Source organism: Streptococcus cristatus AS 1.3089, from assembly GCF_000385925.1.
GTDB classification, from domain to species: Bacteria; Bacillota; Bacilli; order Lactobacillales; family Streptococcaceae; genus Streptococcus; species Streptococcus cristatus_B.
Genome location: NC_021175.1, coordinates 1,748,638 through 1,769,248 on the forward strand (window position 1 = coordinate 1,748,638; position 20,611 = coordinate 1,769,248).

The following is a 20,611-nucleotide window of genomic DNA, read 5'->3' on the forward strand; positions in this document are numbered from 1 at the left end:
AAAAAATACAAAGAGGCTGGGGCAAAAAGTCCTAGCCTCTCAATTGTCTTTGGATTGTCGAGCAAGACGCAGTGGTTGAGTGGGCTCTACTACGCTGATTTCATCAGCTTTTTACAGCCCTACTCAACTGTGCGGAGGTAGGACGACGAAATCGAATTCTAACGAATTACCGATTTCTGTCCCACTCCCAAATAAATTATTCTACACTGAAAATATATGGATAAACTGGCTGATTTCCTTGGTGGATCTCAACTTCTAGATCTTCATATTCTTCCATCAGATCTTGAGCCAAGCCATTTGCCAATTCCTCGTCACCATCTTCACCGATATAGATGGAAACAATTTCACTGTCCTCATCCAACATCTTCGCAAAGGTTGCCTTCAGAGTTGTCAACATATCTGGATTTGACACAAGGATTTTGCCATCAACCATACCCAAGTTATCATTTTCATGGATTTCGAGGCCATCAATGGTCGTATCACGAACCGCTGTCGTAACACTACCACTAATCACATCGCTCAAAGCCGCTGTCATTCGCTCATGGTTCTCTTCGATAGTTTTTCCACTATCAAAGGCCAAAAGACTTGTCAAACCTTGAGGAAGCGTACGTGTCTCAATGACAGTCGTCGGTTGCTCAAGCACTTCTGCCGCAGATTGAGCCGCCATGAAGATATTTTTATTGTTAGGTAGGAAAATGATATTGCGCGCATTCACCTGGTCAACAGCCTTGATAAAGTCCTCTGTAGAAGGGTTCATAGTCTGACCACCAGAAATAATATAGTCCACACCCTGAGCCTTGAAGATTTCAGCAAGGCCATCACCAGCTACTACGGCGATAATAGCGTATTCTTTTTCTTCAGCTGGCTTGATAGCTTTTTCTTCCTTCTCAAGCTGGGCTTCGTGCTGGTTGCGCATGTTGTCCACTTTTACCTTGACAAGGCTACCATACTTCAGTCCCTCTTGCATGACCAGACCTGGATCTTCTGTATGAACGTGCACTTTCACGATTTCATCATCATTAACTACCAGCAAGGAATCACCAAGCTCATTCAAATAATTACGGAATTCATCATAGTCAAAGTCCTTGACATAGGTTGGTCCTTGCTTCAAAGCCACCATGATTTCTGTACAATAACCAAAAGTGATGTCTTCTGTCGCCACATGGCCCGCTACAGATTTGTGGTGTTCAGCATTGATCATCTCAGTCATCGTAGCTGGAGTCGCTTGGAAATCTTCTGATGCGATATATTCGCCAGTCAGGGCAGAAAGGAAGCCTTCATAGATAAAGACCAAACCTTGACCACCAGAGTCCACAACACCAACTTCCTTGAGGACTGGTAACATATCTGGCGTTTTAGCAAGGGCAGCCTTTGCTCCTTCAAGAGCCGCTTTCATAACTTCGACAGCATCATTTGTCGCTTCAGCTTTCTTTTTAGCACCGATGGCCGCACCACGAGAAACGGTCAAAATTGTTCCCTCAACTGGCTTCATAACAGCCTTATAGGCTACTTCTACACCAGACTGGAAGGCAAGAGCCAAAGCTTGTCCGTCAAGCTCATCTTTTCCTTTTACGCTTTGTGAAAAACCACGGAAGAGCTGAGACGTGATAACACCAGAGTTCCCACGCGCACCCATCAAGAGTCCCTTGGCAAAGATAGCGGCCACTTCACCAACTGTTGAAGCTGACTTATCAGCTACTTCTTTGGCACCATTTTCAATGGTCATGCCCATATTGGTTCCTGTGTCACCATCTGGAACTGGGAAAACATTTAAAGAATTGACATATTCAGCCTGTTTATTTAAACGAGTTGATGCCGCCTGCACCATTTCTTGAAATAAACTAGTAGTAATATTTGACACGATTATTCTCCTACAACTTTAATATTTTGGATATAGACATTCACTGTATGGGCAGTGATCCCAAGTTGATTTTCCAAACTAAACTTAACGCGTTCTTGGATATTTTTGGAAACTTCACTGATTTTAATGCCGTAGCTCAAAACGGTATAAACATCAACTGCAATACCACCATCCTCAGACGTTTTTACTACCACACCCTTGGCATAGTTTTCTTTACCCAAAAGAGCTTGAAAGTTATCTTTAATTGCATTTTTGCTGGCCATTCCAACCACACCAAAAATTTCGGTTGCTGCGCCGCCGACGATGGTTGCAATGACATCATCAGTCAGTTCAATTTGACCATCTTTTGTATTGATTTTTACAGTCATCATTTGTACCTCAAAAGTATTTTATAGTTTATTTTACCATATTTTAGACAGGGTGTAAAAGAGGAAGGATAGAAATAAACTGTCTAGTCTGAAAATTCAACAACAAAAAAGGGAAGGAATAAATCTTTCCAATCCCTTTCATGTATTAAACGCGTTCAACTTTACCTGACTTAAGCGCGCGAGCTGAAGCCCAAACTTTTTTAGGTTTTCCGTCGATCAAAACAGTAACTTTTTGAAGATTTGGTTTAACAGCGCGTTTTGTTTGGTTCATCGCGTGAGAGCGGTTGTTTCCAGATACAGTCTTACGACCTGTAAAGTAACATACTTTAGCCATTAGTGTGTTTCCTCCTATTAGATCTAATATTACGGATGTGCTAGCACCACATACCGTACTATATTATCAAAAAACTTGACGTTTGGCAAGTACATTTTCCCAAACTTTACAATTTCTAATCAATAATCCGTTTTCTTAAATGTAAACAATCTTCAAAGATCCAAAGGCAACATTACCGCGCACATATAAAGTCTTGTCTTTCTCATTGACATTATGCGGATTGACCACTGTACCGAAAGCATTGTCCACATTTAGCTCTACTTGCCAGTTACTTGGAATGTAAAGCGTCGCACTACTGAAGGCTACTTCCACATCAAAACTAGCAGAATCGCCTAAAATTCTGGCATTATCAAAATATACAGTTGCACTACCAAAAACACATTCTACTTTATCATGGACGAAATTCTCCGAATTGATATAGCGAGTGCCGCTGCCAAAAGAAATCTCTCCTTCTGTTGTAGACAAACCCTTTCTAGACAAATAACGAACACCCCAGATCCTTCTTGGCTTGAAAATCATGTTAAGCCCAATGCAGGCCAAAACACCACCCATTACCAAGGTGCCTGTGGAGATAGCCAAGAAGTGATAGACAGAATTAGCAATTATCAGAGCAATAATCGTCATGATCAGAGCAGCCCCAAAATCTCGCTCCAAGAAATTTTCCAAGGCAAAATACGCAAACATGCCGACCAAAAGCAGGGGCCAGATATTAAAATTGAAGACAGGAATACCGAAATTTCCTTGAAGCAAAACCCAGCCCGCTAAGACCAAAAATCCGATACCTAGAATTGTTTTTTTCATGATGATTACCTCACTTCACTTAACTTTTCTTTTAGTAGTTGATAATAATGCCTTGAAACATGCACTTTCTTATGTGTTTCAGAAAACTGGACGGAACTGGTACCCGAGAAAGACTTTTCTAGAGAATAGATCGCCCTAGCATTAGCAATGGTTGACTTGGAAATTCTGCAAAAATAGCGGGGCAGTAATTCCTCTAGCTCATAGAGTTTCAACTTGACTTCATAGGCATCATTGCGCGCGTGGGCAAAGATTTTGGCTCCATCGGTCTCGAAAAAGAGGATCTCCGCCAAGTCCACAAAATACTCACTATTTTCCTTATAAAAGAGAATAGCTGGAGCAGTCGCTTCATTCAAAGCATCTTGAATCTTCTGAATCCTCTCATCAATCCGCGATACTCGAATCACCAATTCTGTATCAGCCAAACGATCGTCTAGCTCAATCCGAACCTTCATAAGCACTCCTCCCCTCTTTCTATCTTCATTATAACAATTTCTTGAAAAGAAACAAGGGACTTTCAGTAAGTGGTCAATATGGGCTGGTAAGTGGTTGAATTTGAATTATGACAGTGAATTGATTTCTTTTCATGCGTAAGATAAAAAGAGAGCCAACACTCTCTTTTTACATATTTTTATATCTTTTCCCATACACGATGCCTTGCGAGTTCAGACTTTTTACAATATCTTGTTCAGGGTTATCATGTTTATACCAAATACCCTCAGATATATATTTACTCAGTTCTTCTACATCATATAGTTCAAACCAGAAATGTCCTTCATCATTTAATTCCTGCTTATATGTTTTTTGAAAGTCTTTCGGAATATACTTCTTGTACTCTTTGTCCCAATTAGGTTTAGAAGACTCATCCCCACATTGACCACAATCCCTTACCTTAGCCAAAAAAGCTTTCTTGGCTCCCTTAGCTAAAATGACAGCTTCAGAAACATCGTGTCCTATTAAAGACTTTTTAGTAATAACTTCTGAATGATGCAAATACAAAAGTTTATTACCATTAGATTTTGCATACTCTAAATATGCTTGAAAAACTTCCTCAGGACCTTTCCCTGAAGAACATGAATTCGCTAACGGAAGAAATATTGTTTCACCCATTTTTTTATCCTTCTTTCTTTTTCTTAATCTCAACTAATCTAAGACTTGTTAAGTTCATTTCTGCTACTTATGGCAAACTTGATTCTATTCTAATCCTATAAGCGAGTTGTTTTTAACAATATAAGAAAAAATAGATATCCCTAAAAATTAACTCTACCAAAATATAACAGGAGTTCCCATTATTATATTTTTTATATCAAAGGCTACGAGGCATAATACCGAAAAGGTATTAAAAAGAAATTCTATTCCTATATTGTTGAAGAACTATCATTGATATGATTGATCATTTTACCCTTGAATAAGCAAAAAAACAGAAAAGTATGCTTGAATAATTCAACAAAAATTCTTTTAAACTAAGGCTCTATTAGTAGAAAATTTGATGCCGATTGCAGGGATCGAACCTGTGACCTACGCGTTACGAGTGCGTTGCTCTACCAACTGAGCTAAATCGGCCTCTACCTGTCTCTTATTCTAGCACTCTGAATGATTTTGTCAAGCTTTATTGACAGTTTCGAAACTCGAATGAAGTGAAATATTCTACTTAGGAATATACAGCTTCCATATTTAAAACAAGTTCCAGAAAACTGTATTTTTCGAGATAAAGCTATTGATGTAGCTGCTGAATTGTTTTATAATAGCTTGAATTCAAAAAAGTGAGGGATCTTATGAAATTCTATTCATATGACTATGTACTGAGTCAGATTAGCCAGCAGAATTGGGTGATGGTGATTATATCCGCCTGCTTGGTTTTGGTGACGGGATTTTTCGCCTTTAAGGCCTATAAAGATAAACGAGGAAGTAAGTTCCGTGAGTTGTCCATTATTTCTATTTTGACCCTAGTAGCCTTCGTTCTGATTAGCATTACTAATTTCCAAAACAATCAGTCAAATGACAATCAATTCCGTAGCTCCTTGCATTTTATTGAAGTTGTCTCAAAAGAATTAGGCGTTGAGAAGGAAGAAGTCTATGTCAATACTTCAGCTACGACAGATGGCGCAATTATCAAGGTTGGCAAACAATTCTACCGTGCTATTAGCGGAACCGACCAAGATAGCTATTTATTAGAAAAATGGAACTGTACAAATCAGACGTTGAACTTGTGGAGGTTGAAAAATAATGAGCTTTTTTATTACAATTGCAATTAAGTTAGCTTTGGGACTTGTTTCCCTCGTTTTTGTCATCAATGTGACAGGTAAGGGAAATTTAGCACCAAGCTCTGCGACAGACCAAGTACAAAACTTTGTTCTCGGTGGCATTATCGGCGGGGTCATTTACAACAGCTCCATTACTATCCTTCAATATGCAGTCATCCTAATCATCTGGACCATTCTGATTTTGCTCTTAAAATGGCTGAACACCAATGTTTCCTATATCAAACATCTGATTGATGGGAAGCCAACCATTATCATCAAAAACGGAAAACTAGATCCTGAAGCCTGCCGTTCAAAAGGGCTATCCGCATCAGACGTCGCTTTGAAATTACGCTCCCAAGGAGTCTTCCAATTGAAAGAAGTCAAAAGAGCCGTTATCGAGCAAAATGGTCAATTGATTATCGTAAGAATTGGCGATGAAAATCCAAAATATCCAATCATTACCGATGGGGTTGTCCAACTTGAAATTTTAGAAACTATCGGCAAGTCAGAAGAATGGTTGATGACCGAACTCCAAAAAGAAGGCTTTGAAAATGTCTCCGATATCTTCATTGCAGAGTATGACAAGGGCGAAATTAATGTGGTGACCTATTAAAAATTAGTTGTCATTTCGTAGCAGTTATTTGCTTTTTATTACTAAAGAGTCTATACTTATATCTATTATCTCACTTGAATGAGTATCAAACCGCATCCAACTTAGATAATACATTTAATAAAGGGAGGAAATTTCCATGTCAATCGAAGAAAAATTCAACCAAGCTAAAGGTTCTCTCAAAGAAGGATTGGGCAAACTTACTGGCGATACAAAAACTCAAGCAGAAGGAACTGCTGAAAAACTAGCTTCAAAAGCGAAAGAAGTTGCTGAAGACGCAAAGGGCGCTGTTGAAGGTGCTATCACAGGCGTTAAAAACATTATCAAAAAAGACGAAGAATAATCATCGTCTATCGTTCTTATAAAAAACACTCTTATCCTATGCTTTTAGCAGAACTAGGGATGAGGGTGTTTTTCTATATTGCTAAGGCATTGACTTTTCAGGAGAGATCAGAAGCATCCCATGAATGTCAAACTGAGACTTTTTCTACGATCCTTTTATAAACTGAGATACATAGGAGCCACGTTAACAAAACAAGCTGGAGTTTCACTACAGCCTGTTTCTGGAGCCTTAACTCATAGTGATAAACAGGTAACAAAAGCATATGTAATTACAGCTGATATCGCTAATCAAACAATTCGTGAAAATTGCTTTTATAAATCTCAAAAAATGACTCAAAGAAATTTCCGGGAAACTCTTGACTTTTTAGATCCAGAGAAAATCCTTGAATGTCCGCAAAGATTAATAACTCCATCGATCCTGTCAGTAAACTAGGAATGATGATGTTATAGATTTGTTATCTCAAACATCTCTGTATGCACCCACCCATTATTCATTTGTAAGTCATTTTCTATGATCCTACTAAAGGTGAAACCATTTTTTAAAAGCACTCTCTTAGAGGCCAGATTATCCGTTGCCGTTCCTGTAACAATTCTATTTAAACCATAAGTATGAAATGCCTTGTCTAAAACGAGTTTAACCGCTTCGCTGGCATAACCTAAATTAGTATATTTTTCTCCAATCCTATATCCAAGTTCTGCTGTTTTTCTGTCACTCTCTAAAACACTTAAATTGATTCTTCCGACCATCATGCCTTGCGAATCTCTAATAAGATGCATGTAGACATCATGATTTTCTTGTTCCCTTAACAATTCCCTTGTAATTTCTTTAAAACCTTCTGAATCAAAATAGTTAGCTGGTCTGGGAGGTAAATTCCGCTCAAAATACTCCCGATTTTCTTTTTCAAAAGCATAGACATCTAGACTATTTTCTTCAGACAGCAACTCTAAACCTATTCAGTTCATCGCCCTCAATCCTTGTCTGCTTCATTTTCTTTTACGAGATCTTTTTGCGAATCCTTTTCAGAGAGTTTTTGATCGATATACTTGTCAATGGTTTCATAAAATTCCTTGGTCGCTTCACTATCTAATTTTGTCGAATTATGGACTTGATTGACTTTCAATTGAACAGATTGAATACCGTAAGAGGCTTGTTTTTGGTGAATTATTTCTAATTCTTCTTCTGAAATCGGGTCACCAACAATTGTCAAGACCAATTCATTGTCCCTTGACTTGTAGACTTGATTAATGACCGTATAATTGGCAAACTCTTTTCCTACAAACTGTTTGACACCTTCTTTTCGCGCTTGTTCTATAGTCAGAGTAACTGCCGAATAACCGGCTGGAACAACCAATAATACAATCAAAGATATCAAACCAATTTTCATTTTAATGCTTAGCTCTTTGAATGAAGTTAAGGGAGATTTTCTCATTAAAATTTTTGCTCCTATAATGTTGGCTAGCATTATAAAGACACAGTTAATCAAGAAAAGATAGAGAGCACCAAATAAAAATCGTACATTTCCATTAGCTAAACCATAGCCGGCAGTGCAGATAGGTGGCATCAGAGCTGTAGCAATGGCTACTCCTGGCACAATATTGTTTGCTTCTTTTTTCCTTGAACCGATCACACCAGCAATCCCACCGGCAATAGCAATTAGGACATCCCAAATCGTTGGAGAAGTTCGTGCAATCAACTCGCTACTTGCATAAGATAAGGGAGTAATCCAGAAATACAGAGTCGATACAAGTAAACTGACAAATACTTGAGTAAGTAAAACCCCTAGAGCTTGCTTAACTAAACGAGTGTCAAAAATAGCTAAACCTAATCCTAGTCCAACAATCGGTGTCATGAGAGGTGAAATTAACATGGCCCCTATAATAACAGCTGTTGAATTCATATTTAGTCCGATAGAGGCAATAAAAATTGCACACATCAAAATCGCTATATCTCTCGATCGAACATGAAGGTCATCGTATAATTTCTCACGGTATTCCCGTGTTGAATAATTGGCAGTCATTTGTCCTCTCCTCTTTCCTTATTTAAATCGGTATAATAATTAATAATAACAGCTGATAAACAGCCAAAAAATATGAGCCCATAAATCGTCAAGAAGACACTGGTAATCCTTCCAATCAAGGTCACAGCTAGGAGATCCCCGTAGCCGACAGTCGTCGAAGTCACAAAAGCATACCAAAGACCGTCTCCGTAATTTGTGATAGCAGGTTCAACTAGGAAAAGCACGCCTCCTGACCCAAAAACAAAGGTCACAAAACTCAGAGCAAACCGAGTAAAACCCGTAACCTGTATAATATGCCATAACATTTTTAAACGTCTCATTTGTTCTCCTTATTCATACTAGCTCCTGACCGAGCCGTTTTTTCCAATAATCAAAGTGAAGATAGGACATGATCTCCATCAGAGAAAGATAGACAAACTGATAGATCTGATTTAAGCTGATTATCAACTGATATTGTTTGAAAAATGACTGGAAGAAAGACCAGATATGACTGTCTTGAATCAGTCCCTTCTTAACATCAGACAGGATATTAGCTAAAGCTCCCAAGGACTGAAACGGTAAATCCTTGACATTTATATAGATCCGGTCCACCACATCATTCAGACTGGTATCTTGGATGGCATGAAATTCTCCAAAGAGAACTCCTGCCGCTCCAAGAGTAGAAACAAATTCCACCAAATAATTTCTGAGGAAATTTTCTCAACCTTTTCCCATAATGTGTTTAGTGCCATCCATAACGATCCCAACCAGAAAAAGGAAAGAAAACAAGCAAAGAAATTTTGCCGTAAATCCCAAAAAGCTTCAAGACTTGGTGTTGTTGGTTTTTCTAACTCTAAAATCAAGATGGTCATAATAATTGCTAGAACAGCATCTGTCAATACAATTAATCTGTCTTTCTTCATCGGATTGCATCCCCTTTCTTTTTTGTAACATTCTATCTTATCGCATAATATTGGATATTCTTTCATAATCCGACTACAAACAAAAATAAACCAAAAAGTCTGTCCCTATTATGCTATATTTAACTCTAGAAGTATTCATCCATCTAATTAATAAATATATCATATTTCACAATAAATGAATACTATCAAAGATTCATCCCCTTTCACTTCATCATTTAGTGTTGCTTAGATTTATCAAAAACAACCAAATTTGTATTAATTTCAAGTATCACCTAGTTACAAAAATTTGGGGTGAACAGAAAAAGCATCCCGTATTTTTGATACGAAATGCTTTCAATAAGTTTAAATAAGTTTTAACGTTTACTAAATTGTGATGCTTTACGAGCTTTTTTCAAGCCTGGTTTCTTACGTTCTACCATACGAGCATCACGAGTAAGAAGGCCTGCGCGTTTCAATGAATCGCGGAAGTCTGGGTCTACTTGAAGAAGGGCACGAGCGATACCGTGACGGATAGCGCCTGATTGACCAGCGTAGCCACCACCATTAACGTTTACGAAAACGTCGTATTGACCAACAGTTGAAGTAACTGCGAATGGTTGGTTGATAACCAAACGAAGGTCAGCGTGTGGGATGTACTCTTCAACATCTTTTTTGTTTACAGTGATTTTACCAGTTCCTGGAACAAGGCGAACGCGTGCAACAGCGTTTTTACGACGTCCAGTACCTGCATATTGTGCTTGTGACATACTTTATTGTTCCTTTCCTTAGATAAGTCCTGAAATATCAAGAACTTCTGGTTGTTGTGCAGCGTGAGTGTGCTCAGCGCCTACAAATACTTTCAACTTCATACCTTGAGCACGGCCAAGAGTATTGTGTGGAAGCATACCTTTAACTGATTTTTCGATCAAACGAACAGCGTTCTTAGAGCGAAGTTCACCAGCAGTGATAGACTTCAAACCACCTGGGTACATTGAGTGAGTGTAGTAAACTTTATCAGTTGCTTTTTTACCAGTCAATTTAACTTTTTCAGCGTTGATAACGATTACGAAGTCACCTGTATCAGTGTGTGGTGTGAATGTTGGTTTGTTTTTTCCACGAAGTACGCTTGCTACAACTGCAGAAAGGCGTCCAAGAGGTACATCAGTAGCGTCTACTACATACCATTTGCGTTCAACTTCACCTGGCTTAGCCATGTATGTTGTTTTGTTCATGATTTCTCCTATATGAATATCGTTTTTGTTTACAGGGCGGATGTTCCGGTCCGCGGGTTATTTGAAAGGTTCCGGGGCCTTACAAATGGGGTAAACAATACCGCCTACTATCATACCAAATTTTCTAACCAAAAGTCAATATATTTGATGCAATTATTTATAAAATAACGATTTCATTTCTATTTAGTCTGAAAGTTCACTGCCAATGCTAAAGAGTCCTAGGGTACCTGGACCAGTATGCGTCGAAATAACCGGACCAAGAGGCAGGATGAGAACTTCTGTGATTTGTCCAGAAGCTAAAAGCTGCTCTTTGACAGTTTCAGCAACTTCTTTTTCACCTGCATAGGCGACTACCACCCGCGGATCAGAAATCGTCTCTAAGGTCATCCGAACCACCTCAGCCTGCGCCTTCTTCTTGCCTCGCACCTTAGCGACCGAATCCAGACTTCCGTCAGCTGTGACTGCGATGATGGGCTTGATATTGACCAAGCTTCCCATAAGAGCCGCTGCCTTGGAAATACGGCCACCCCGCATAAGATGGTTGAGGTCATCTACTAAGAAATAAGTCTTTACTCTAGGAACCAGACTTTGAATCAAGTCTGCCGTCTGCTCTAGGCTCTGACCTGCCGCTCTAGCTTCTACAGCCTTCATAACCAAGAGCCCTTCACCCATCGAAGCTGCCTTGGTATCAAGGATTGTGATGATTGCCTCAGGATAATCCTCTAAGACCATCTCCCGCGCCATAACTGCACTTTGGTAGGTACCAGACAGGGCGGAAGCAAAAGCCACATAGAGAACTGCTGTGCCCTCCTGAGCATACTGGCGGAAAACATCTTCAAATTGGCCGACATTGATCTGGCTGGTAGTTGGCTTGCTGCCAGACTCCATCTTGGCTAAAAGCTGCTCACTGGTCAGCTTATCCGGTCCGACAGTCTCGTAGGTTTGGCCATCCAGCTGAATGGTTAAGCCCAGAACCTGCACATCATGTTCTTGAGTCCAGCTTTCTGGCAGGTCTGCCGTCGAATCCGTTAAAATTTTAAAGGTCATCTTTTTTCTCCATCATCTTTTAGTTGCCACAGAGAAGACTTCTCCATGGACATCAGCGGGTTATTCGTGGTGGTTTGACTGCCACTATATCGGGACTAGCTATTGGAAATTACTTACTTTTTAGAAAAGCTATTTCGCTCGATCAGTCTAGAACAGGACTGACACCTTGAAAACCTTTCAAATCAAAAATATATTGGAAATATTCATCTTGTGAATTGTTTAAAATCAAGTTTGCTTTGCCATTCAGCAATTCAATACAGGTCCATTCCCCATCTAAACACTCAACATCATATTTTTTATCTTCTAAAAATAAATTTGTTAATTGTCCTTCTGGATATATATTTTGAAAAGAAACCATCCCAGAGTTGTCACTTCGGTAAGCAAGGACAGGAACTTCCACTTTTTGGTTTCCCATATAAAAGGAACTCATACATCTCTTTTCAGCAAGGTACTCATATTTTCCTTTTACATAATTCACAATCTCTTTATTTAAAATTGTAGAAAAATTTAGAATGCTAATGAAATCCGCCTTATCAGTGGATAAGGTTTCTACCTCAACCAGATATTTCAAGGATCCATTTACCTGACTTCCTTGACCGTATAAATCCGTGCAATTCAAGGAATATTGGGTCAATAAGTCCTCTAAGGGATACTGGTCTGCTTCCTCAGTGATTTCAAAGCAAAAGCAATAATTATCTTCTCTTTTATTATGGTAGATAGCATAAATAATCGGCTCAAACTTTTCTGTTTAGTATTTTTCTAACGTATAACTCCCAAGTACTTGCATTAGCCCACCCGATTTCTAAAAACTTCATACATGAGAATGGCAGCTGCGACGCTAGCATTGAGGCTTTGGACATGGCCATTCATAGGAATGGTCAGCATTTCGTCCACCTGCTTCTTGATGTTGCTGGAAATCCCCTTGCCTTCGTTGCCGATGATGAGGGCCAACTTTCCTGCCGTATTCCACTTATGAACAGGTGTCCCCTGCATATCCGTCCCAAAAATCCAGAAGCCAGCTTCCTTGAGCTTGTCCAGAGTCTGGCTGAGATTGGTCACACGGGCAATAGGAATGTGCTCGATAGCGCCCGTAGAGGTCTTGGCCACAACTGGTGTCACGCCGACTGCTCGGTGCTTGGGAATGAGCACTCCCGTGACATTGGTAGCGTCAGCCGTCCGTAAGATAGAGCCTAGATTATGCGGGTCTGTCAAGCCATCCAAAATCAACAGCAGAGGATTCTCTTCCTGCTCCGCTTTTTTCAAAACATCCGCCAAATCTGCATAGGCAAACTCCGATACCCGCAAGACAAAGCCTTGGTGAACGGCTCCATCCGTCATCTCCTGCAAGGTTTTCTTGGGTGTCCAAGAGATGGAGACCTTCTTTTCTGCTGCCAGATCTTTCAGTTTGCTCACGTTTTTGCCACGCAAGTCGTCCTGAATGTAAAGTTTATTTCCCGTATTGGCCATCAAGGCCTCGGTCACAGCATGCACGCCGTAAACAATATCATTTTTTTCCATACTAACAGTATATCACAAGCTCCCCCAAAAAATCTGTCTAAAAGCTAAATATCTCTCTATGACAGCCTAGCATTTCTCAGTAAGCAGCTAAAAACTGCTTTTCGTTATCCTATTTGTTTTTGAAAACATTCCTTATTTGAGACTTAGAAACCAGCTAGCCTAGCCAGTTCTGCTAGCTGGTTTCCAAACAGAAAGAAATCCCCCCTCGTCAGACACTTACTTTTGGCCAACGGCTATCTCAAGCATCATTTACCTTAAAAACTAAAGGAAAGTGACCGGCCGAGGCCTAGATTGCTATGAATCTATAGGAAAAGCGACCAGCCAAGGCCTAAGTTGCCAAGAAACTATAGGAAAAGTAACCAGCCGAGGTCTAGATTGCCATGATTCTATAGGGAAAGTGACTGGCCGAGGCCTAGATTGCTATGAATCTATAGGAAAAGTGGCCAGCCGAGGCCTAGGTTGCCATGAATCTATAGTAAAAGTGACCAGCCGAGGCCTAGGCTAAACTCACTTTCTCTAAGCAGTCACACCAAGAGATTAAAGTTCTTATCCTAGAGGCAAATAACTAAACACGAGACAAGAAGAGTTTGGGACAAAAAGAATTTCAATTTTTAAAAATCTTAATTATTAAGCCCTTCAAATCTATAATTAAATGCGAAAAGCGAACAAAGCAGAATTCTGATTACCAGAAAACTAGTCTTGTTCGCTTTTTATATTTGAGGTCGGACTTTTGTCCCACTCTCTTTCTCTCTAATTCAGCAACTAGCAATTAACATCAGCAAGTTGTCTGATTTAGTTATTCTTAAGTGCTTCTTTGATTTCACCAACTGTTGCAGCAACACTTTTATCTTGGAAAGATTTTAATTCTTTATTGCCATTCTCATCGGTTGTCTCTACTGGATTACTGTAATCATCTGTAGAGCTAGTTGTAAAACCACCTGATTTGTCTGCAATAATCAGTTTACTGTCTGATAAACCTGAAAAGTAGTCATTAATCTCTTTTTCAGATTTACCTTTTAGTAAATTCTTATAAATTGAAATCGTCTGATTTTCGTTTGTTTTGCCGATTGTTGTTTCTGCAATAACTGGTTTCAGCAAAGTATATGAAGCAATTCCTAATGCTACGACTGATAAAGTTAACAGTATCTTTTTCTTAGCCATTTTTTGACCTACTTTCTTATTCCAAATTCCATATCCTACACAGTCCTCTAGCCTAACATAGAGTTTGTTAAGAATATATAAGAAAATGATAGAACATAATTTACGACTTGAAATTTTTTATATTTCTTTGCATTCCTCCTTACTAAATTATATAATGTAGTCAGAATCATGTAGTATTGTTTTAACTATTTTCAAGTTTTTTTGGAGATTATGATATGAGATATGATTTTGGAAAAGTTTATAAAGAAATTAGAAAGTCTAAAAACCTCACTCAGTCAGATGTGTGTGGCAATGTACTATCTCCCACAACACTCTCTAAGATAGAGAATGGACTTGTCGTTCCAAAGTATGAGAACATGGCTTTTTTACTTCAACAAATTAATATGAGCTTTGATGAATTTGATTATATTTGTAATCTTTACCAACCTAGCGAGCATATCGAACTCTTCAATGAAATCAGCAATATTCATTCAATTAGTGGAGTAAGAGAACTTGAAGCTATTCATAAAAAATGTGAATCTTATCTAAAAACTCATTGTGATATCTCTATCCAAAAATTGCACCAATCTTTGACCGTTGTACTTCAAATTAGAAAGAATGGAATTTTAAACATAGATAAAGTGACACAAGATATCGTTGATATTCTATGGAACGATTTGAAATATCATGATACATGGTACGCATCAGATTTCAACATTTTAAACTCCATTCTTTTTGTCCTTCCTGCTGAGACCATTATAGATACAACTCAATTAATTCTTCACAGACTAGAAAAATACTCTGATTTTCAAAATATCCTTCCTATAAAGCTAGCCATCCTATCAAATTTGTCCACCTTTTATTTTTATTATAAACACTATCCCATGTGTAGTCATATTTGTTCGATCGTTGTTAAAACAGCAAAATTACTTAAACGGTATGATGCAATTGCATTTCATTCGGCTAGAATCGGAATTTGTGATGCTGATGAAGAGCTAATACAAAAGAATCTTGAAATATTACGTTTACTTGAGGAAGATGAGTTATTAAAAATTATTGAAAATGAAATAGCTGCATTTCATGCTACTAAAGCATTAAACGAAATGGGTATGCCATGGATGTTGTGATATGAGCTCTATAATTTCTACAGAGATTAACTTCCTGTAGGAATTGTAGAGCTTATTTTAATCTAAAGATTAGCTTTCCCATTTTAAACTACCCCTCCAACATCAAAAAAAGAGAGAACAAATCGTTCTCTCCTGTGCTTGCATTTGTCATCCACTAGGGTTGACTAGAAGCTATTATTTTACTTTAGCAGTGCTTGTGATAACTTCAACTGCTTTTTTAACAGCGATATCATGTTTAAGCATTTCTTCTGAAAGCAATTGGCGAACGCGGTCTGCTTCCATGTTGTAGTCTGTTGCCAATGAAGTGATTTCAGCTTCAACTTCTTCAGCGCTAGCTTCAAAGCCTTCTGCTTTCGCAACTGCTTCTACAACAAGGTTGGTCTTAGTGCGTGCTGCAGCATCTGCTTCATATTGTTTGTGAAGGTCTTCTTGAGTTGTACCAGTGATTTGGAAGTACATATCAGGAGAGATACCTTGACGTTGCATGTTGCCGAGGAATTCGTTCACAGCGCGATGAACTTCTTCGTGAATCATTTCTTCTGGAAGGTCAACGATTTCTGCATTTTCTACTGCAAGATCAATCGCTGCTGCTTCAACTGCATCGTTGTAAGCTGCTTCTTTCGCTTCTGCTAATTCTTTACGGTATTTTTCTTTCAATTCAGCAAGAGTTTCAACTTCTTCGTCGATGTCTTTTGCAAGTTCATCATCAAGAGCTGGAACTTCTTTTTCTTTTACTTCATGGATTGTTGTAACGAATTTTGCTTCTTTACCAGCAAGATCAGCTGCTTGGTAGTCTTCTGGGAAGGTTACAACAACGTCTACTGTTTCACCAGCTGAGTGACCAACCAATTGGTCTTCGAAGCCTGGGATGAATTGACCTGAACCGAGTCCAAGTGAGAAGTTATCGCCTTTTCCGCCGTCAAATTCAACACCGTCAACAGAACCAACAAAGTCGATGACAACTGTATCTCCTTCAGCTGCTGCTCCATCTTTCAGAACCAATTCAGCCAAGTTGTTGCGTTCACGCTCAATGCGCTCGTCAACTTCAGCATCAGTCACTTCCTTAGAAACTTCTACAGATACTTCAAGGTCTTTGTAAGCACCCAATTTCACTTCAGGTTTTGTCACAACATCAGCAGTGATGACCCAGTCTTGGCCTTTTTCCATTGAAGTCACATCAATTTTTGGTTGTGCAACCACTTCAAGACCAGCTTCTTTCACAGCTGCTTCATAAGCTGCTGGAAGCAAGGCATTCAAGACATCTTGATAAAGTGATTCTTCACCAAAACGTTGGTTGAAGACTGGACGAGGAATATGACCTTTACGGAAACCTGGTACAGCAATATTTTTCTTAACTGCATTAAAAGCACGATCCAAAGCAGGTTTGATTTGGTCTTGACCGATAGTAAAAGTCAACACTCCACGATTTGTTTCTTTGTTTTCAAATGATACAGACATTCTGTCAGTTCTCCTTCAAATTTTTTACATACAATCCATTATAACATAAGTAGCAGTTTTTTCAAGCGACACCTTTTATTTTTCGCCTTTTTCCCCTTTCATAAGCCAAAATCCAAGCCACTTTTTGCTCTTTTTTGACCATTTGCCCAACTCTTAGCAGACAATATTTTCCTATAACTGTCAATTTACTTTCTTTGCTAGCACGAGAAGCGACAAGCAAAGTCTACCATTTGGGAAAAGAGAGTGGGACAAAAATCGGTAATTCGTTAGAATTCGATTTCGTCGTCCCACCTCCGCACAGTTGAGTAGGGCTGTAAAAGCTGATGAAATCAGCCTAGTATAGCCCACTCAACCACTGCGTCTTGCTCGACAATCCAAAGACAATTGAGAGGCTAGGACTTTTGTCCCAGCCTCTTTCTACTATCCTACTAGGATTTTCGAATCCTATCTTCGATATAAGACGCTCTAGCTCCGCCAATCAACTTGGGACGACTGGCAAGGGCAGTAACGTGAGCCTGTCCCAAACTGCGCAGTTGAGGGCGAATAGGAACCTGAACATGCTTGACATGCATTCCGATGGATGTATCTCCCACATCCAAGCCAGCATGGGCTGTGATGAACTCAACCTCCACAGGATCTTCCATATAATCAAAAGCTGCTAGCTGGCTACTCCCGCCTGCATGGAGGCTGGGCAGGACATTGACAATTTCTAGGTCTTTCTTTTCTGCCAATTCTCGCTCTACGACCAAGGCGCGGTTGAGGTGCTCGCAGCCTTGAACGGCCAAGTAAATTCCCCGTGCTTGCAGAATATCTAGCAAGGTCTTGACAATGACTTGACCGACTTCCCTGCTGGAATGCTGGCCAATCTGTCCCCCCATGACTTCACTAGAAGATAGACCTAGGACAAAAATATTTCCCTTAACCAAACCCGCCTTGTCCAAGACATCTGTAGCGATCTGTCTGGTCTCCTTTTCAAGCTTCTCTAAATCCATCTTTGACCTCACTTACTCTGGCTGAAGGGCTCTTTTCAAGACAAGGGGAAAAGCTCTGTAAAGGGCATAGCCGACCACCAAGCCAAAAATATTTTGCATGACATTGCCCCAAATCGCTGCGATAGCTGCACCCGGTCCACTCAAGATACTACCAAAGAGGGCATAGCCGCCTACCATGGCAAGTCCAGCCAAGAGCAAGCCGATATAACGCTGCTTGCCAGTGAAGCCGGCAAAGTAGCCTTGAAGACCATGGCAGATGAGGCTAAAGACCATCCACTGAGGATAGCCGGCCACTAGGTCAATCAAGAGACCGGACAGACCACCAACCAAAGCTCCTTCCTTACGACCAAAATAAAATGCGGTAAAGTAAATCCCAGCATCTAGCAAGGTCAGAAAGCCAGTTGGCGTAGGGATTTTGAAAAAGTTTCCTAAAACAATGGATAGGGCTGTAATGACAGCCAGCAAAGCGATTTTTCGTGTCTGATTATTTTTCATATTGAATAACTCCATACTGATCTGAGCGCTGGATAGCGCGGTAAACAAAATCTTTTGAATAGTTGACGGCTTCAAGAGGGGATTGACCTGCCAAAAGCTGACTAGCTATGCTCGAAGCAAAGGTACAGCCTGCTCCTGTATTATTATTTGGCAAAACAGGGCTTTCTAGCAACTGAAAGTCTTTGCCATCGTAAAATAAATCTATAGCCTGATCTTGGCTAAAACGATTTCCTCCCTTGATCACGACATTTTGAGCTCTCAGTTCATGGAGAGCCACAGCCGCAGCCTTGAGGTCATCCAAAGTCTTAATCTCCGACTGGGTCAGGATCTCTGCTTCTGGTAGATTGGGCGTGATAATGGTCGTATAAGGGAAAAATTTGATCAATTCATCTCGGAGGGCCGAAACTTCCACATCGTGGGTTTCCTTACAGACTAGGACAGGGTCTAGCACGACTGGTATGCCCGCTTGCTTTTTGACGAACTCCAGAACCTGATCTGCAATGGCAACCGTCGGTAACAAGCCCAACTTTATAGCCGAAAAAGGCACATCTTTGAGCGAAGAGAGTTGCTGCGCAAAGACCTGCTCGTCGGTCGGAAGAACTTCAAATCCCTTGTCTGTCATAGCGGTTAAGCAAGTCACCGCTACAAAGCCATGCAGGCCATGGACCGTATAAGTAGCTAGATCCGCGTGGAGACCACCACCACTAAAAATATCATTGCCAGAGAGGGCTAAAATCAGCTTATTCTTCATAGTTAATCTCCTTTAGGTAAAGACCATTAGGCGCTGCGGTTGGGCCAGCTAGCTGCCGATCTTTTTCTTCTAAAATCCGTTCGATTTGGTTGACTGGCATCCGCTTATTTCCAATCTTGAGCAGGGTTCCCACCATGTTGCGGATTTGCTTATAGAGAAAGCCATTGCCAGAAAACGTAAAGACTAGAAAATTGCGTTGCTCATCAAAAGTCAGACTAGCCTTTGTAATCGTGCGAACCTTATTTTCCACACTGGTACCCGAGGCTGTAAAACCTGTAAAATCATGCGTTCCCTCCAAGGCTTTAATAGCCTGCTCCATCAGAGGAATCTCCAAAGGATAGGGATAGTGGGTCGCATAGTGGCGCATCATTGGATTTTTTGGCCGACCAATATCCACCAGAAACTCATAGGTCTTGCTGTGCGGCTTGTAACGGGCATGAAAATCTTCCGTCACTTCCTCCACAGAAATGACATCAATATCTTCTGGTGTCTGGGTATCCAAGGCAAAACGCAGCTTTTCTTCATCCCTAGCTGACGGGAGGTCAAAGTGAATGACCTGCCCAAGCGCATGAACGCCGCTGTCGGTTCGACCAGCTCCGTGGATGACAATGGGCTGGCCTTTGTTGATACGAGTTAAGGTTTTTTCAATCTCTTCCTGAACGCTCCGAGCATGAGGCTGGCGCTGAAAGCCAGCAAAGTCATGTCCGTCGTAGGAAATAAGGGCTTTATAACGAGTCATGCCATTATTCTAACAGGAAAAAAAGCCTGTCGCAAGAGAGAAAGATAGGAACTGTCTGGGTACAGAAAGTGTTGACAGAAAGCTCTAAATCAAGTAAACTAAAAAACGCAAGGAGGTTACTATGGCAAAGGATATTTCTTATAGGCAAGGGCAGGAGCACTTTCGCTATCGGGCTGCTGCACTCATCATTGAGGAGGAAGCCCTCTGTGTCATATCTTCTCCTAGCGAGGACTATTTCTATTCAGTGGGAGGGGCAGTCAGATTTGGAGAAACCTCCAAAGAAGCTGTTCAGCGAGAAGTTTTCGAAGAAACTGGACAAACGTATGAGATTGAAAAGCTAGCTTTTATCCATGAAAATTTATTTTCCAACTCAACCGGCATCCTCAAAGGGCTAGACTGTCATGAGATTTGCTTCTATTATCTGATGAAGTCTCACGGTAAGCAATTTGACTATCAACATAAGCAAGAACAAGTCTATTGGATTCCCCTGACAGACTTGGAGAACTACAGAATTTTCCCAAAGGAAATCACACACATCCTCAAGCACCTCCAGACAGGCATCCAGCATATCATTAGTAAAAAAGAGAGTGGGACAGAAATCGGTAATTCGTTAGAATTCGATTTCGTCGTCCCACCTCCGCACAGTTGAGTAGGGCT

The 20,611-nt window shown here is 40.2% G+C and carries 27 protein-coding genes, 1 tRNA gene and 1 pseudogene; 6 read left to right on the forward strand and 23 right to left on the reverse strand.

Annotation, left to right across the window (positions count from 1 at the left end):
- Positions 1-196 precede the first annotated feature (196 nt).
- From I872_RS08610 to I872_RS08640, 7 genes are all read right to left on the reverse strand, one after another.
- Positions 197-1,861, reverse strand: coding sequence for a DAK2 domain-containing protein (locus I872_RS08610; RefSeq protein WP_015605721.1), 1,665 nt, complete (start codon positions 1,859-1,861; stop codon positions 197-199).
- A gap of 2 nt (positions 1,862-1,863) precedes the next feature.
- Positions 1,864-2,229, reverse strand: a complete 366-nt coding sequence (locus tag I872_RS08615; protein ID WP_005591747.1) for an Asp23/Gls24 family envelope stress response protein — start codon at positions 2,227-2,229, stop codon at positions 1,864-1,866.
- A gap of 145 nt (positions 2,230-2,374) precedes the next feature.
- A complete protein-coding gene (gene rpmB / locus I872_RS08620; RefSeq protein ID WP_001140948.1) occupies positions 2,375-2,563 on the reverse strand; it encodes a 50S ribosomal protein L28 in 189 nt (62 codons plus the stop codon).
- Positions 2,564-2,698: 135 nt separating this feature from the next.
- A complete protein-coding gene (locus I872_RS08625; RefSeq protein ID WP_015605722.1) occupies positions 2,699-3,364 on the reverse strand; it encodes a LiaF transmembrane domain-containing protein in 666 nt (221 codons plus the stop codon).
- A gap of 5 nt (positions 3,365-3,369) precedes the next feature.
- Positions 3,370-3,816: a LytTR family DNA-binding domain-containing protein gene (locus tag I872_RS08630; protein ID WP_015605723.1), complete on the reverse strand. Its 447-nt coding sequence runs from the start codon at positions 3,814-3,816 to the stop codon at positions 3,370-3,372.
- 166 nt (positions 3,817-3,982) lie between these two features.
- Positions 3,983-4,471, reverse strand: coding sequence for a hypothetical protein (locus I872_RS08635; RefSeq protein WP_015605724.1), 489 nt, complete (start codon positions 4,469-4,471; stop codon positions 3,983-3,985).
- Between the two features lie 380 nt (positions 4,472-4,851).
- Positions 4,852-4,924 (reverse strand) — tRNA-Thr (locus I872_RS08640).
- Between the two features lie 212 nt (positions 4,925-5,136).
- Here I872_RS08640 and I872_RS08645 point away from each other — a divergent pair.
- From I872_RS08645 to I872_RS12340, 4 genes and pseudogenes are all read left to right on the forward strand, one after another.
- Positions 5,137-5,588, forward strand: a pseudogene (locus I872_RS08645) (DUF3290 family protein).
- Positions 5,588-6,217, forward strand: a complete 630-nt coding sequence (locus tag I872_RS08650) for a DUF421 domain-containing protein (RefSeq protein ID WP_005591742.1) — start codon at positions 5,588-5,590, stop codon at positions 6,215-6,217. Before I872_RS08645 ends, I872_RS08650 begins: the two are co-directional and overlap by 1 nt.
- A gap of 136 nt (positions 6,218-6,353) precedes the next feature.
- Positions 6,354-6,557 (forward strand): CsbD family protein, encoded by a 204-nt coding sequence (locus I872_RS08655; protein WP_015605726.1) that lies wholly within the window; start codon positions 6,354-6,356, stop codon positions 6,555-6,557.
- Between the two features lie 120 nt (positions 6,558-6,677).
- The gene (locus tag I872_RS12340; protein WP_015605727.1) at positions 6,678-6,989 is read left to right on the forward strand and encodes a site-specific integrase; all 312 of its coding nucleotides are present in this window, start codon (positions 6,678-6,680) and stop codon (positions 6,987-6,989) included.
- An 11-nt stretch (positions 6,990-7,000) separates the two neighbouring features.
- On the opposite strand, the gene I872_RS08665 is transcribed toward I872_RS12340, so the two are convergent.
- From I872_RS08665 to I872_RS08710, 11 genes are all read right to left on the reverse strand, one after another.
- Positions 7,001-7,498: a GNAT family N-acetyltransferase gene (locus I872_RS08665; protein ID WP_015605728.1), complete on the reverse strand. Its 498-nt coding sequence runs from the start codon at positions 7,496-7,498 to the stop codon at positions 7,001-7,003.
- A 26-nt stretch (positions 7,499-7,524) separates the two neighbouring features.
- Entirely contained in the window at positions 7,525-8,574 is a 1,050-nt protein-coding gene (locus tag I872_RS08670) for a DUF389 domain-containing protein (protein WP_015605729.1), read from the reverse strand.
- A complete protein-coding gene (locus I872_RS08675; RefSeq protein ID WP_001253404.1) occupies positions 8,571-8,894 on the reverse strand; it encodes a potassium channel family protein in 324 nt (107 codons plus the stop codon). Before I872_RS08675 ends, I872_RS08670 begins: the two co-directional genes overlap by 4 nt.
- Positions 8,895-8,907: 13 nt before the next feature.
- Positions 8,908-9,249 carry a hypothetical protein gene (locus I872_RS08680; RefSeq protein ID WP_000397556.1) on the reverse strand — a complete coding sequence of 114 codons (342 nt, stop codon included), beginning with the start codon at positions 9,247-9,249 and terminating at the stop codon, positions 8,908-8,910.
- The gene (locus I872_RS11130; protein WP_004240734.1) at positions 9,174-9,476 is read right to left on the reverse strand and encodes a TMEM175 family protein; all 303 of its coding nucleotides are present in this window, start codon (positions 9,474-9,476) and stop codon (positions 9,174-9,176) included. The genes I872_RS08680 and I872_RS11130 overlap by 76 nt, the downstream gene beginning before the upstream one ends.
- Positions 9,477-9,829: 353 nt before the next feature.
- A complete protein-coding gene (gene rpsI, locus I872_RS08685) occupies positions 9,830-10,222 on the reverse strand; it encodes a 30S ribosomal protein S9 (RefSeq protein ID WP_015605730.1) in 393 nt (130 codons plus the stop codon).
- 18 nt (positions 10,223-10,240) lie between these two features.
- Positions 10,241-10,687, reverse strand: a complete 447-nt coding sequence (gene rplM, locus I872_RS08690) for a 50S ribosomal protein L13 (RefSeq protein ID WP_003026230.1) — start codon at positions 10,685-10,687, stop codon at positions 10,241-10,243.
- Positions 10,688-10,870: 183 nt separating this feature from the next.
- Positions 10,871-11,734, reverse strand: a complete 864-nt coding sequence (locus I872_RS08695; protein WP_015605731.1) for a DegV family protein — start codon at positions 11,732-11,734, stop codon at positions 10,871-10,873.
- Positions 11,735-11,876: 142 nt separating this feature from the next.
- Positions 11,877-12,305 carry a hypothetical protein gene (locus tag I872_RS08700; RefSeq protein WP_015605732.1) on the reverse strand — a complete coding sequence of 143 codons (429 nt, stop codon included), beginning with the start codon at positions 12,303-12,305 and terminating at the stop codon, positions 11,877-11,879.
- 215 nt (positions 12,306-12,520) lie between these two features.
- Complete coding sequence (rlmB, locus tag I872_RS08705) at positions 12,521-13,252, reverse strand: 23S rRNA (guanosine(2251)-2'-O)-methyltransferase RlmB (RefSeq protein ID WP_015605733.1); 732 nt, start codon at positions 13,250-13,252, stop codon at positions 12,521-12,523.
- A 792-nt stretch (positions 13,253-14,044) separates the two neighbouring features.
- A complete protein-coding gene (locus tag I872_RS08710; protein WP_015605734.1) occupies positions 14,045-14,413 on the reverse strand; it encodes a hypothetical protein in 369 nt (122 codons plus the stop codon).
- 215 nt (positions 14,414-14,628) lie between these two features.
- Between I872_RS08710 and I872_RS08715 the strand changes: the two genes are divergently transcribed.
- Positions 14,629-15,519, forward strand: a complete 891-nt coding sequence (locus I872_RS08715) for a helix-turn-helix domain-containing protein (RefSeq protein ID WP_015605735.1) — start codon at positions 14,629-14,631, stop codon at positions 15,517-15,519.
- Positions 15,520-15,693: 174 nt separating this feature from the next.
- On the opposite strand, the gene tig is transcribed toward I872_RS08715, so the two are convergent.
- The 5 genes from tig to truA form a co-directional block, all read right to left on the reverse strand.
- Positions 15,694-16,977 carry a trigger factor gene (gene tig, locus I872_RS08720; protein WP_005591726.1) on the reverse strand — a complete coding sequence of 428 codons (1,284 nt, stop codon included), beginning with the start codon at positions 16,975-16,977 and terminating at the stop codon, positions 15,694-15,696.
- Positions 16,978-17,405: 428 nt separating this feature from the next.
- The gene (locus I872_RS08725; RefSeq protein WP_015605736.1) at positions 17,406-17,969 is read right to left on the reverse strand and encodes a TIGR01440 family protein; all 564 of its coding nucleotides are present in this window, start codon (positions 17,967-17,969) and stop codon (positions 17,406-17,408) included.
- Positions 17,970-17,981: 12 nt separating this feature from the next.
- A complete protein-coding gene (locus I872_RS08730; RefSeq protein ID WP_015605737.1) occupies positions 17,982-18,464 on the reverse strand; it encodes an ECF transporter S component in 483 nt (160 codons plus the stop codon).
- Positions 18,454-19,215, reverse strand: coding sequence for a bifunctional hydroxymethylpyrimidine kinase/phosphomethylpyrimidine kinase (locus I872_RS08735; RefSeq protein WP_015605738.1), 762 nt, complete (start codon positions 19,213-19,215; stop codon positions 18,454-18,456). Before I872_RS08735 ends, I872_RS08730 begins: the two co-directional genes overlap by 11 nt.
- The gene (gene truA / locus I872_RS08740) at positions 19,205-19,954 is read right to left on the reverse strand and encodes a tRNA pseudouridine(38-40) synthase TruA (protein ID WP_015605739.1); all 750 of its coding nucleotides are present in this window, start codon (positions 19,952-19,954) and stop codon (positions 19,205-19,207) included. Before truA ends, I872_RS08735 begins: the two co-directional genes overlap by 11 nt.
- 121 nt (positions 19,955-20,075) lie before the next feature.
- On the opposite strand from truA, the gene I872_RS08745 reads away from it, so the two are divergent.
- Entirely contained in the window at positions 20,076-20,603 is a 528-nt protein-coding gene (locus I872_RS08745) for an NUDIX hydrolase (RefSeq protein ID WP_015605740.1), read from the forward strand.
- Positions 20,604-20,611: the final 8 nt, after the last annotated feature.